The following is a 12,700-nucleotide window of genomic DNA, read 5'->3' on the forward strand; positions in this document are numbered from 1 at the left end:
GTCTTGAAGATAAATATCCCACGCCAGCGTGTCAACAGTTGGCCCAGGCCGTCAGGCAGTGCTAGAACCGACGGCATGAAAGAGCTCATGCGTTCTGCCCAGCTCAGTGATGTCCGGCAGCAGAACTACTCGACGATCATGCGTGAGCTCATGCGGTCCGGACCGACAGCCCGCACGGATCTCGCGTCCGCCATCGGGATGTCCACCGGGTCGGTGACCAGGCTCACCGGTGCGCTCGCGCGAGCGGGGCTGGTCAAGGAAGCCGCGGAGCCGACGACGCGTGGGATGGGCCGTCCGAAGGTCCCGGTCGCCATCGACGAGTCGACGTACGGCGTCATCGGCGTGCACTTCGGCCTGCACCGGATCAACACCTGCCTGATCGATCTGCGTGGACAACTCGTCGCCGAGCTCCCGGCGACCGAGCGCACGACGAACCTCAGACCCTTGCTCCGGGGCGCGGCCCGATCGGTGCGGAAGATGATCGACAGTCACGGTCTGACTGTTCTCGGCGTCGGCGCGAGCACTGGTGGCTGGGTCGACAGCTCGAGCGGACAGGTGCACAGCCAGCCGGTGCTGGGGTGGCAGGAGGCCCCGCTGGCGGAGGCGCTCCATGACCTGGTAGACCTGCCGGTGCTGGTCGATTCGCAGGTGCGTGCACTGGCGCTCGCTGAGCACTGGTTCGGGGCGGCGGCCGGCGTGGACAACTTCATCCACCTGTTCGTCGGCAACGTCGTCGGTGCCGGCTTCGTGTTCAACGGGTCGCCGTACCGGGGAGCGCACTCGGCCGCGGGCGGGCTGGATCACCTGCCGGTCGCCGGCCGATCCGGCCAGACCTGTGCCTGTGGCAGCCGGCGCTGCTTCGCGATGGTCGCCGGAGACCTCGAAACCGCCCGCCGGGCCCGCGCCGCCGGCCTGATCACGGACGATCAGGAGGTCTACGACGTCTTCGCCCTGGCGGTCTCCGGCAATCCGCAGGCTCGACGGCTGCTCCAAGATCGCGCCGGCGTGGTCGGGACGGCGACCGCCACCCTGATCGAGCTCCTCGATCCCGAGCTCGTCGTCATCGGCGGCGGAGTCAGCGCCCCGGTCGACCACGTCGCGGTCGTCCGCGACGCCGCGCAGGACAGGCTCGCAGCCAGTCGGGGCGGAGGCGCTACCACGGCCACGGCGCGGATCCTGGCGAGCGCGTTCGGACCACACGCCCTGGGCATCGCCGCCGGCGCGATCATGCTGGACGCCGTCTACCGCTCCCCCGAGGCCTTCGTCCCGGCGCTGACCGCCACCGCAAGCTGACTCAGCGATACCTCAGCTCGATCAGGTTCGCCGAGTGCGGCGGCAGCTCGGCATCGACCTTCTGCCCCTTCGCCCGCAGAGGTGTCGTCGTCCGCTGCACCGGCTGCATCACGTCGTTGTTGTACGCCGTGATGTCGTCGTCGGTCACGGTGGTACGACGTGCCGACACCACCGCCGGACCGCCGCCCGGATCGACCGTGATCGGGATCGCCTGGTCGAGGCTCCGGTTGACGACCAGCAACTGAACGCCGTCGTTCGTCCGGGTCGCGGCGACCGCCAGGGCAGAGTAGTCCTGGCCGGCCGGCACCGGGTTGCCCGTCATCGTCACCTTCCGCGGCGCGGCGCCGATCATCGGCGCGGCGAGCGTGAGGGACAGCGCGCGTCCGGTGACGCCGAAGCCTGGCGGAGACCCGAGGATGTTGCCCCAGTCCCGCTTCGCCGGATCGGCGTTCGGTCCGCCGTTGAGGTTCGAGTTGATCGACAGTCGTACGCCGTTGGTGATCTGACCGATCAGCAATGCGGTCTCGTACACGTTGTGCATCTGCATCGCCGTGAAGTTGCCCGGCGTACTGACTCCGGTCGGACCGTTCTGGCTGATGGTGCCGTACTCCGTGACAGCGAGCGCGGGCCGCTGGCGCGGGTCCGGGAAGTACTGGCCGAGTTGCCGGCGCAGATCGGTCAGCTCCTGGGTCGGAGCGTCGCTCACGCTCATCAAGCGCTGATAGAGCTCGGTCGGCGTGTACGCGCCGTCGGCGTCACCGCCCTGCTGATCGGTGTAGGAGTGGATGCCCAGGCAGTCGTACGGGCGGTTGCCCATGGCATCGACGAACTCCGCCTTGCCCCAGCCAGAGCAGACCGTGATCTTCGGATCGACCGCCTTCATCGCGCGGACGAAGTCGAGGAAGCCGTCCTGACGGCCGGTGGTGTACTCGATGCTCAGCCCGGCGTCCTTCGGCGGCATGGCACCGTGGACCCCGTCGCCGAAGGTGACCGTGCCGTCAGCCGTTCCGATGCGGTACACCTGATCGCTCGGTCCGGCGGTCGCCAGTGAATCCACCCGCGTCCATCGCGCTCCGTCCACGGTCAGCACCGGTTCCGCGATCGGGCCGGACTCGGCCGTCGCGTCCGTGGGCAAGGCGATCGGCCGGTACCGCGTTCGGTAGGTCTGATCGGCCGCGCCCGTAGCGGTCCGCCGGTTGACCAGATCGCAGCCTGTGAACAGCCCGTCGTCGTTCTGGTAGGTCACCGATGCGGCCGTCTGCCGACTCCACCCGCCCTCGATGAACTGCTTCACCCTGACCTGCTGATCCTCGTCGCGCCAGTAGCGCTGACCGTCGAGAAACGGCTCGTTGCCGTACTCCCAGATCGTGATCCCGTACGGCGCCGGATGGCCGTTGGCGGCACGTACTTCCGCCCAGTCAGTGCCGCCGTCGGGGTTGGTCGCCGTACCGTCGCTGGGCGAGTTCATGTACTCGACATAGTCGGCCGCATCCGCCGACGTCTGGTTGATCGACGGCACCATGACCATGGTCTTCGCGCCGATCGCCGAGACCAGGGCCTCCTCCTCGTCCGGCCCGAACCCGTTCCGCGCACCGGAAATCGCGCCGAAGCGAACCGCCGCGAAGCCGCCGGACGTCTGGCACCCGCGCTGCCCCACCGGGCCGATCGCCGACTTGAAGTCGAAGAAGTTCGCGACCGTTCCACCCGGGTAGCGGATCAGGTCGAGCTGCGCCGCCGCGGCCGCGGCGGCGAACCCGGCCGCCGGACCGTGCGTCACCGGATCCCAGGCACCGAGCTCGTCGTCGATCCACCGAGCATTCGCACCGAAGATTGCCGGCTCGATCGTCGGCGCGGGCGCTCCGTCCGCCATCACCAAGGGCGCCCGATCGACCCGGATCTCCACCCGGCTCGGCGGTCGGGCGGCGGCCTGGGTGAGTCCGGCGGCGACCAGTACGACGGCGATCGCCCCTGTCGTTCTCCTCATGTCTGCACCTCCGTCAGGCGGGCTGGGTCGGCATCGCGGCGCGGGCGGCGAGCACGTCGGTGTACGGAATGACCCCGACCGTGTTCGCCCAGGTCTGCCAGCGGCTCGCCAGCTCCTTGACGCGTTCCGGCTGCGCGCCGGCGAGGTTGTTGCTCTCGCTCCGGTCGGCCAGCAGGTCGTACAGCTCCCACGGTCCTTCGTACTCGCGGACGAGCTTCCAGCGGTCGGAGCGGATCGCCGCGTTGCCGATGTGTTCCCAGCAGAGATCGTGGTGTTCGGCCTCGCCACCGCGGAGCAGCTCGAGCATGCTGACACCCGGCAACGCGGGCATCGGGTGCCCGTCGCGCTCGGCGAGCGGCGGCACACCGGTTGCCTCCAGCAACGTCGGCGCGATGTCGGTCAGCTGGTGCGGCGCGTCGATCACGCCGTCGGACAGGCCACCGTCCGGCCACGACACGATCAGCGGGGTCGCGATACCGCCTTCGTGCACCCACCGCTTGTACAGACGGAACGGCGTGTTCGAGAGATTCGCCCAAGCCTGACCGTAGCTGGTGTAGGTGTCCGCGGTTCCCGGGCGGATGTCGGGCGAGTTGCCCACGCGCATCGGCGTACCGTCAGGTGCGCTGGGCGGGATGATCAGATGGTGCTGCCGGAACCGGGCCGCGCCCTCGGGATCGCTGCGGAGCTCCTCGGCGCAGCCACCGTTGTCGGACAGGAAGAGCACGATCGAGTTGCCGGCCTGTCCGGTCCGTTCCAGCGCGGTGAGAATCGTGCCAACGGCCCGGTCCATGGCGCGCACCTGCGCGGCGTACGCCTCCATCCGTTCGAGCTGCCACTTCTGTTCCGGTTCGTCCGTCCACGCCGGAACGGCCGGATCGCGGCGGTCGAGCGTCGCGTCGTCCGCGCAGATCCCGGCATCGAGCTGGCGCTGACGACGGCGGGTCCGCAGGACGTCCCAGCCCTCGTCGAAGAGGCCGCGGGTCTCGGCCAGATCGGACTCCTTCGCGTGCAGCGGCCAGTGCGGCGCGGTGAAGGCGACGTACCCGAAGAACGGGCGCTCACCCTTGGCCGCGTCGCGGATCGCCGCCGCCGCATGCGAACCGATCTCGTCGGTGTAGTAGAAGTCCGACCCGAGCTCGGACAGCGGTACGGGCGTCTCGCCGTCGTGCAACGTGGTGGTCTGGAAGTAGCTGCCGGCGCCGCTGATCGTTCCCCAGAAGCGCTCGAACCCACGACGCGTCGGCCAGCTCTGATCCGGCTGCTCGCGTTCGTTCGACAGGTGCCACTTGCCGGTCATGTGCGTGTGGTACCCGGCGGCCCGGAAGGTCTCGGCCAGCGTGGCGCACCGATCGCCGAGGCTGCCTGGATAGCCACCAGGACCGTCGTTGTTCACCAGCTCGGCGACGCCGGTCTGGTGTGGGTGCAGACCGGTCAGCAGCGACGCGCGCGAAGGGCTGCAGCGGGCGGTGTTGTAGAAGTTCGTCAGACGGGCGCCGTTCTCGGCGAGCCGGTCGATGTTCGGCGTACCGATCTCGCCGCCGTAGCAGCCGATGTCGGAGTACCCCATGTCATCGACGAGGATGATGAGGACATTCGTTTCCATGCAAGGCCTCCAAGAGCTTCACGTGTTCGCATCAGGCCCACCGTGGCAACGTGGCGAGCATTCCTCCGTCGACCGGGAGCGACACTCCTGTCACACCTCGGGCGTACGGTCCGAGGAGGAAGGCGACGACCTGCGCCACATCCTCGGCGGTGACGAAACGGCCGAGTGGGTGCTCGGCCAGCAGGCTTTCGGCAGCACTCGGATCGGACCAGCGCTCCTTGTTCCGCTGCACCGGAACGAATCCCGGAAGAACGGCGTTGCAGCGCACACCCTGCCGGCCCCACTCCACCGCGCCGGCCCGGACCAGGGCGTCCAGAGCGGCCTTGCCCAGCGCGTACGCCGCCATGCCGGGCGCGGCCCGTTGCGCATGCACGCTGGAGATGTGGACGATCGATCCGTCGCCCGACGCCGCATCGGCGACCGCCGTACTCCAAGCCCATGCCGCGGCGACCTGCACGTCGTACACCTCCGCGAGGGCACGCCGGTCGAGACTCGCCAGCGCTCCACGATGCTCGGTCAGGGTCGCTGTCACCAAACCACTCAACCGGCCCAGGCCAGCCGCCGACTCGACCGCGCGGCCGATACTCGTCTCGTCGCGGACATCGCCCAAGACCCACTCCACCGCTCCCGCAGCCGTTAGGCTGGCGGGCCGCTCCACCAGGTCGACGCCCACCACCGCCCAGCCGCTCGCCGCGAGAGTCGAGGCGACCGCGGAGCCGATGCCGCCACCCGCGCCGGTCACCAGTGCAACGGATCTCATCCCTTCAGGCCCGAGGTGGCGACTCCGTCGACGATCCGCCGCTGGAACGTGATGAACAGGACGAGCGGCGGGAGGAGTGCAACGGTGCTCATGGCAAGCATCGGTCCCCAGGACGAGTCGCCGGTCGAGTCGAGGAACTGGCGTAGCCCGAGCGGTACGGTGAACAGCTCGACGTCGTTGAGGTAGATGAGCTGCTTGAAGAAGTCGTTGTAGGTCCAGATGAACGTGAAGATGATCGTGGTGACCAACGCCGGCCGCAGCAACGGGAACACGATGTAGCGGTACGTCTTCCACGGATTGCAGCCGTCCAGCCGGGCGGCCTCGTCCAGCTCCCGTGGCAGCGACCGGATGAACTGCACCATCAACAGCACGAAGAACGCGTCGACGGCGAAGAAGTGCGGCACGAACAGGGGGTAGAACGTGTTCACCCAGCCCAGCTTGTTGAACAAGATGTACTGCGGCACCAGCGTGACGTGGGTCGGCAGCATCAGCGTCACCAGCATCGTCGCGTAGGCGATCCGCCGCCCGATGAAGTTGAGGCGCGCGAACGCGAACGCGGCGAGGCTGCACGAGATCACGTTCCCGACGATGGCGAACAGCGAGATCAGCAGTGAGTTCTCGAGGAAGATGCTGAACGCCGTGGACACTCCCCGCCAGCCCTCGGCGTAGTTCGACGGCTGCAGGTGCCGCGGAATCAGCCCGGGCTGGGAGAAGATCTCGTCGGTCGGTTTGAAGGAGCTCGCCACCATCCACACCAGCGGATAGAGCATGACGAGCGTGACCACGATGAGCGCGAAGTGGGCGAGCAGGCGCCGTCCCGGCGCCCAGCGGCGGACGGCCACACGGCTGTCGGCGTCGTCCCGGATCGCGGCGAGTCGTTCAGTCGCCATAGTGCACCCAGTACCGGCTGAAGATGAAGTTGACCGCGACGACCGCGCCGGCCAGCAGCACCAGCATCCAGGCCATCGCCGCGGCGTAGCCCATGTCGAAGTTCACGAACCCCTCCTGATAGAGGTAAAGGGAGTAGAAGAGCGTGGAGTCGGCCGGCCCGCCCGAACCGTCGCTGATGATGAACGCCGGCGCGAACGCCTGGAACGACCGGATCAGTTGCAGGGTGAGATTGAAGAACAGGATCGGGCTCAGCAACGGCATCGTGATGCTCCAGAACTGGCGCCACCGGCTCGCGCCGTCGACCTGGGCGGCTTCGTAGAACTCCCGCGGTATCTGCCGGAGCCCGGCCAGGAAGATCACCATCGGGGCGCCGAACTGCCACACCTCGAGGGCGATCAACGTGCCCAGCGCGGTGTGCGGTTCGGAGATCCAGGACGGACCGTGGATGCCGACGAGGGCCAGCACCTGGTTGACCAGGCCGTCGCCGTTGAAGACCTTCCGCCACAGCACCGCGATCGCCACGCTGCCACCGAACAGCGACGGGAGGTAGATGGCCGAGCGATAGAAGTCGAGGCCGCGCAGTCCCCGGTTCAGGACCACCGCGACCGCGAGGGCGAAGGCCAGACTGAGCGGCGTACCGACGAAGACATAGATCGCGGTCACCTTCAGGGACTGCAGGAACAGCGGATCGGCACCGAACATCCGGCTGAAGTTGCCTGCGCCGATCCACTTCGGTGCCGACAGCAAGTCGTAGTCGGTGAAGGCGAGATACAGCGACATCAGCATCGGACCTGCGGTGAACGCCAGGAAGCCCACCAGCCACGGTGCCAGGAAGGCCAGCGCCCAGCCGTTCTGGTAGCGGGTACGACGCTTCCGCTCGCCACGGATCGTCGGATAGGTGATTGCCATGGATCACTCCTTTCGGCGGGAACGAGGCCGGCAGCCGATGCCGGGACCGGTCGGCCGGATGATCCCATCGGTCACGGGCTCGGCAGGCTCGAGGAATGCGGTGCGATCTGCCTCGCCCCACGCGAACTCGAGCCAGGTCGCCGCACCGGCCAGTCCGGCGAGATGAGCCGCGTGGGCGGTGCCGATCGGACCGCTCGGATTGTGGAATGTCAGTTGCGTACCTTCGACTGCCTCAGCGATACGTGCGACGCCGACCGGTCCGCCGGCGTGCTTGGGATCGGCCAACCAGTACCGGAGTGCGCCAGTGGCACACGCGGCCGCAGCGACCTCCGGATTCCAGATGTGCTCCCCCGCTGCCAGCGCGAGCCCGCCGGCCGCAGCCCTTTCCATCCCGGAACGGTCACCGATGGGCACGAGGTCCTCGACCCAGTGCAGCCCCATCGGCGCGAGCTCCCGGACGACGACATCCAGCAGTTCGGCGGGGACGAGATGGTGACAGTCGACCATGAGCTGTACGTCGCTCGGAAGCGCATCCCGGACGAGTGCGACGACTTCGATACCTGCGTCGATCAACTGGGCGCCGCACATTCCGCGGGCGTGGTTGTCCAGGAACGGCGCCACTTTCAGTGCGGGGAATCCGTTGCGTACGGCATCTACTGCCGCCGCGAGGATCGCCTCCGGACCGTCACCGCCGTACCGGCGGTTGAGGTTTGCGTACAAGCGCACGGGCTGCGGTTCGCCGAGGCCGAGGGACGTCGAGAGCGGCCTGCCCTCGAGGCGTGCCTGCAGATCCGCGAAGGCAGCCTCGTACCCACCGAGGACGGTGGACCACAGGAACGCGTCCTCACCCGCGGTCCTCAGCTTCTCCAGCTGCCGACGCAGCGTCGTCCTGGCCACGTCCAACGGAAGGCCGATCACCACCGAGCTGACCGAGCGCGCGGCGTTCACCAAGGCGTCCAGCGGCGCTCCGTCGGAGAGCTCGCCGACACCTCGGGTGCCATCGGCAACCACTTCGACCATCACCCAGGTACTGCGCCGCGAAGCCCGGTACGACCAGACTTCCGCCGAGTCGACGTCACCCATAGCGCAGCTCGAGCAGTCCGGGGACGAACTCCGCCGGTGCCGCGTAGATCCGATCGAGGATCACGCTGGCCGCGGAGACCGCGACGCCATCTGTGCCGAACGCGCTCAGTCGCACCACCGAATCGACATCGACCGGCCGCTTGTCTCGCAGGTACGCGCGGGCTCCCCGCTGGACGGACCGAAGGTACTCCGGCGCATCAACCACACCGCCGCTGACGACGACCACCTCGGGGTCGAGCATGTCGATCAACGTGCCGGCCGCGACACCCACCAGCTCCGCCCTCGCGACCAACAGACCGTCCGCACGGGCATCGCCGTCCCTGGCGGCCTGGACGAGACGCTCCAACGTCCCTCGCGTCCCGATCAGACCTTCCTTGCGGGCACGTGCGAGTACGGCGAGATCGCTGGCCGCCACGTGCAGACAGTCTCGCCGTCCGCAGGAACAGACCTCGTCGGCCGTCACGCCCACCGAGAGGTGATCGACGGTTCCCGCGGCTGCGCAGTAGCCCGGGAACACCCGGCCCCCGAGCATGAAACCGGCACCGACGACGTTCCCCACGAACAAACCGATCAGATCGTCCACATCCTGCGCGCCACCGAACCAGCGCTCGGCCATGGCCAACGCCCGGAAGCTGGAGTCGACCTCCGTAGGCATCCCCAGACCGCCCGCCAGCGCATCCCGCAGCGGGGCGTCCCGCCACCGCAGTACTCGATGGTCACGCACCACACCGGCTTCGCGATCGACCCAGCCGCCGGTGCTCGCCCCGACACCCAGAATCCTGCCCGGGGTCCGCGACGTCAGCTCCTGGATCCCTTCGACCGCCTGGGCGACAAGCGGTTCGAAGCCGCGCCGGCGATGCGGGAGACGCACCTCGGCCAGCAATGCACCGCGCAGATCCAGCAGGCACACGGTGGTGCGGCGCAGTCCGAAATGTACGCCGACCACGCGATGGGCCCGGTCGTCGACGACCATCGGGGTTCGCGGCCGGCCGAGCGCGCCCTGACCGGATTCGGCCGGCAACTCACGTAGCAGACCTGCCTCGGACAGGAGCCCGGTGAGCTTCGTCATCGTGCCCGTCGCCATTCCGGTGAGCCCGGACAGCTCCGACCGCGCGATCGGACCGTGCTGCATCACCGCACGCAGGATCGCCGAGTAGTTCTGCTGCCGGACGTCGAACGGCTGCGCCGACCGCAGCCGCCGGCCCTGGCAGGCAGTGCTCACTTGAGGCTCACTTGAGCGCGGCCTGAGCGTCCGCGAAGAACTTGGTCACCGCCTGAGCCACCGTGCTCTTGCCGAAGCCGACGACCTGGTTCGCGTTCGGCAGCGAGGTTTGCAGGAGCTTGCTCGCACCAGGCGGGTACATCTGCAGGGCAGCCGGGCCCTTCGACGCGACCAGCGCATAGTTCTCGAGCACCAGCTTGTTCAGGCCCGTCGCGGACTTCGCGATCGTGGCGCGAATGTCCTCGGGGATCGGGACGCCACGAGCCAGTCCCATCGCGGTGGCCGCCTCCGGCTTGCTGGTGAGGAACTTGAGCATCGACACGGCGCCCTCGATGTTCTTCGACTTGGGCGAGATCGCGAACCAGCCGGCCGGAATGATGTTCGTGCCGGGCTGAGAACCCGCACGACCGGACGGGAACGTGCCGAGACTCAACGTGTCCTTCGTCAGACTCTGCATCGACGGCAGGCCCCGCGACGTCGCCGTACCTGTGTACGCCGCCTTGCCGACTGTCACCGGGTCGTTCTGGAACCCGGTCGCAGCAGCTGTCAAGGCCATCGGTACGGCGGCGCCGTTGCCCCGGAGGTCCTGCCAGAGCTGCAGCCAGGCCGCCATGTCGTCCTGACTGAACCCGAGCGCGCCGGCGTCACCGAACAGCGTCTTGCCGCGACCGCGCAGGAAGGATTCGAGGGCGATCGGGCTGCCGCCCTGATCCGCCGTACCGGCCAGCTTGTGACCGCTCTTGGCCCAGACCTCCGCCATCGTGGCCTTGTATTCGTCGAGCGTCCAGTCGGGGCTGGGCGCTGCCAGACCGAGGTCCTTGAGCTTCGTCGTGTTGACGATGATGGCCGGCTGGGTCGCGGCGCCGAGCAGGGCGAAGTAGTACTTGCCGTCCGCCTTGATCGTTGTCGACACGTAGTCCGGCATCGAGTCCAGGCCGAGATCGTCCTTGTACTGGTCCAACGGCTGCACCGCACCGCGCTTGACGTACTCCATCAGGTACGGCAGGTGGATCTGGAACACGTCCGGTGGGTTGCCGCCGGCAACTCGGGTGGCGAGCTTGTCGTAGTACCCCGAGAACCCGGAGTACTGCGGGTTGACCTTCGCCGCACCCTCGCTCTTCTGGTAGACGTCGAGGGCCCCGATGAGCTTCTTGTTCTGGTCGCCCTCGCCCCAGAACATCACCTCCAGCGCCGCGCTGGAACCGCCGCCGCTCGACGAGGAGCCACCGAGGCCGCGGGAGCAGGAGGAGACGGCGGCGACTCCGGCCGCCGCGGCACCCAGCTGCAGGAACGTGCGCCGGGACAAGTGTGTGCGGGTCATGATGTGGCCTTCGCTTTCGATGAGCCGGCGCGGACCAGGGCCGCGGCGTCGGGAAGTACGTCGGCCACCTCGTCCGCGAGGAGCTTGGCCAGCGACGCCGCCGTCGGTGCTCCCTCGGCCGTGGCCGCGATGTTGTGCTGCTCCCAGGGGTCGGCAGCCAGGTCGTACAGCTCGGCCTCGTCGTGAGACCGGAAGATGTAGCGATGATCCGCGGTGCGGACGGACAGGTTCAGACTGTCTCTCGGGTACTGCCAATCTCTTGCATGGAACGGATCACCGTTCCCACCGGGACGACCGTCGTGCAGCATCGTCTCGGCGGTGACGTAATCGCGCGTCGGCGCGGCGGAGTCGGTGCCGAGCATCGCCGCGAACGAACGCCCGTCATGTGATTCGTGCCAGGGCACCCCGGCGACCTCGGTCAAGGTCGGTCCGATGTCGCACAGCGACACGAAGTTGGCGTTGCGGCTCTGCCGGCCGTCCGGGTGACGGACGATCAACGGCACCCGGAGGTCTTCCTCGTAGTGCAGCCAGTGGCCCTTCTCCATCAGCCGGTGGGCGCCCATGAGGTCGCCGTGGTCGGACGTGAAGACGACGACCGTCCGGTCCCATTCGCCTGCGTCCTCCAGGTACTGGCGGATCCGGCCGAACTGGCTGTCGACGAGTGCGCACAGCCCGAGGTAGTGGCTGGTGACCTCGATCCAGTCCTGCTCCGTGAGGCCCTCGAAGTCGCGGGCGAAGTGCGACTCCCGCACCTCGCGCGGCTTGGTCGCCGTACCCGTCGACCAGCTCTCAGGGAGCCGGACTTGGTTGCGATCGATGAGTTTGTCGTACGGGCTCGGGACGAGCATCGGGAAGTGCGGTGCGTTGAACGAGCACACAGCCAGCCACGGCTTGTCCGCGGGACGCTGATCGAGGCCGGCCAGGAACCTGTCGCACTGCCAGTTCTCGAGGAACGACTCCAGTGGGACGCTCGATGTCGCGTACGGCCGCTCGGCCAGCGCTTCGAGGTCGGGTGCGGTGAGGTTCTCGATGTGGTCCGGGTCGAACGCGTAGCCTCGTTCGCCCGCCCAGGAGCGGTACTCCTCGATGTACCGGCCACGATCCTGACCACGCAGTACGGCGGGAATCGCACTGCTGTCCGCCCACCCCATCCGGTCCGGCGTCGTACCGGGAACGTGCCACTTGCCGTTGTAGTGCGTGTGATAGCCCGCGGTGGCGAACGCCTGCGCGACCCCTGCCGTACGCAACTGCGGTTCGATCGGCCTCCAGTTCCCCAGTACGCCGTGGTGCCGCGGCATCAGGCCGGTCCACAGACTCGTCCGCGCCGGGCAGCACAACGGGAACGGCGTGTAGCACGCGTCGAAGACGGTCGACTCGCCCCCCAGCTCGTCCAGGTACGGCGTCCGCGCCGCGGGGTTGCCGGTCCAGCCCATCGTGTTCCAGCTCTGCTCGTCAGCCATGACGACCAGCACATTCAGACGGTCGGTCACTCGTCTCACCTTGTCAGGGGGTGGCTTTACTTCCAGCTGAAGTTAATTCGCCGCACCGCCCCTGTCAACCACTCGGCCGAGGGGTTGACAGCACCGCGAGAGCCTATTAACTTCAACCGGAAGGAAAGCGCCGCCACCTCCTTT

General features: G+C 68.1%; 10 protein-coding genes. 1 reads left to right on the forward strand and 9 read right to left on the reverse strand.

From position 1 onward, the window contains the following. The first annotated feature begins 75 nt into the window (after nt 1-75). Nucleotides 76-1,293 (forward strand): ROK family protein, encoded by a 1,218-nt coding sequence (locus OG817_RS26490; protein ID WP_406047324.1) that lies wholly within the window; start codon nt 76-78, stop codon nt 1,291-1,293. 1 nt (nt 1,294) lies between these two features. On the opposite strand, the gene OG817_RS26495 is transcribed toward OG817_RS26490, so the two are convergent. Genes OG817_RS26495 through OG817_RS26535 form a run of 9 tightly spaced genes read right to left on the reverse strand, consistent with a single transcriptional unit; the run spans nt 1,295 to nt 12,556 of the window. Continuing rightward, nucleotides 1,295-3,277: a hypothetical protein gene (locus tag OG817_RS26495; RefSeq protein WP_406047325.1), complete on the reverse strand. Its 1,983-nt coding sequence runs from the start codon at nt 3,275-3,277 to the stop codon at nt 1,295-1,297. A 13-nt stretch (nt 3,278-3,290) separates the two neighbouring features. Beyond that, nucleotides 3,291-4,880 (reverse strand): arylsulfatase, encoded by a 1,590-nt coding sequence (locus OG817_RS26500; RefSeq protein ID WP_406047326.1) that lies wholly within the window; start codon nt 4,878-4,880, stop codon nt 3,291-3,293. 31 nt (nt 4,881-4,911) lie between these two features. Beyond that, nucleotides 4,912-5,640, reverse strand: coding sequence for an SDR family NAD(P)-dependent oxidoreductase (locus tag OG817_RS26505; RefSeq protein ID WP_406047327.1), 729 nt, complete (start codon nt 5,638-5,640; stop codon nt 4,912-4,914). Further along, the gene (locus OG817_RS26510; RefSeq protein ID WP_360441079.1) at nt 5,637-6,530 is read right to left on the reverse strand and encodes a carbohydrate ABC transporter permease; all 894 of its coding nucleotides are present in this window, start codon (nt 6,528-6,530) and stop codon (nt 5,637-5,639) included. The genes OG817_RS26505 and OG817_RS26510 overlap by 4 nt, the downstream gene beginning before the upstream one ends. Beyond that, entirely contained in the window at nt 6,520-7,440 is a 921-nt protein-coding gene (locus OG817_RS26515) for a sugar ABC transporter permease (RefSeq protein ID WP_360441076.1), read from the reverse strand. The genes OG817_RS26510 and OG817_RS26515 overlap by 11 nt, the downstream gene beginning before the upstream one ends. A gap of 3 nt (nt 7,441-7,443) precedes the next feature. Then, a complete protein-coding gene (locus tag OG817_RS26520; RefSeq protein WP_406047328.1) occupies nt 7,444-8,523 on the reverse strand; it encodes an enolase C-terminal domain-like protein in 1,080 nt (359 codons plus the stop codon). Continuing rightward, nucleotides 8,516-9,745, reverse strand: coding sequence for an ROK family protein (locus OG817_RS26525; protein WP_406047329.1), 1,230 nt, complete (start codon nt 9,743-9,745; stop codon nt 8,516-8,518). The genes OG817_RS26520 and OG817_RS26525 overlap by 8 nt, the downstream gene beginning before the upstream one ends. A gap of 7 nt (nt 9,746-9,752) precedes the next feature. Continuing rightward, nucleotides 9,753-11,066, reverse strand: coding sequence for an ABC transporter substrate-binding protein (locus OG817_RS26530; RefSeq protein ID WP_406047330.1), 1,314 nt, complete (start codon nt 11,064-11,066; stop codon nt 9,753-9,755). Further along, nucleotides 11,063-12,556 (reverse strand): sulfatase-like hydrolase/transferase, encoded by a 1,494-nt coding sequence (locus tag OG817_RS26535; RefSeq protein WP_406047331.1) that lies wholly within the window; start codon nt 12,554-12,556, stop codon nt 11,063-11,065. Before OG817_RS26535 ends, OG817_RS26530 begins: the two co-directional genes overlap by 4 nt. Nucleotides 12,557-12,700: the final 144 nt, after the last annotated feature.

The sequence above is a fragment of the Kribbella sp. NBC_00889 genome (assembly GCF_045207705.1).
In the GTDB taxonomy this organism is placed as follows: domain Bacteria; phylum Actinomycetota; class Actinomycetes; order Propionibacteriales; family Kribbellaceae; genus Kribbella.

Excerpts from the sequence above, each read along its gene's own strand:
- OG817_RS26490 (WP_406047324.1), top strand. The coding sequence starts at position 76 with ATGAAAGAGCTCATGCGTTCTGCCCAGCTCAGTGATGTCCGGCAGCAG.
- OG817_RS26495 (WP_406047325.1), bottom strand. The coding sequence starts at position 3,277 with ATGAGGAGAACGACAGGGGCGATCGCCGTCGTACTGGTCGCCGCCGGA.
- OG817_RS26500 (WP_406047326.1), bottom strand. The coding sequence starts at position 4,880 with ATGGAAACGAATGTCCTCATCATCCTCGTCGATGACATGGGGTACTCC.
- OG817_RS26505 (WP_406047327.1), bottom strand. The coding sequence starts at position 5,640 with ATGAGATCCGTTGCACTGGTGACCGGCGCGGGTGGCGGCATCGGCTCC.
- OG817_RS26510 (WP_360441079.1), bottom strand. The coding sequence starts at position 6,530 with ATGGCGACTGAACGACTCGCCGCGATCCGGGACGACGCCGACAGCCGT.
- OG817_RS26515 (WP_360441076.1), bottom strand. The coding sequence starts at position 7,440 with ATGGCAATCACCTATCCGACGATCCGTGGCGAGCGGAAGCGTCGTACC.
- OG817_RS26520 (WP_406047328.1), bottom strand. The coding sequence starts at position 8,523 with ATGGGTGACGTCGACTCGGCGGAAGTCTGGTCGTACCGGGCTTCGCGG.
- OG817_RS26530 (WP_406047330.1), bottom strand. The coding sequence starts at position 11,066 with ATGACCCGCACACACTTGTCCCGGCGCACGTTCCTGCAGCTGGGTGCC.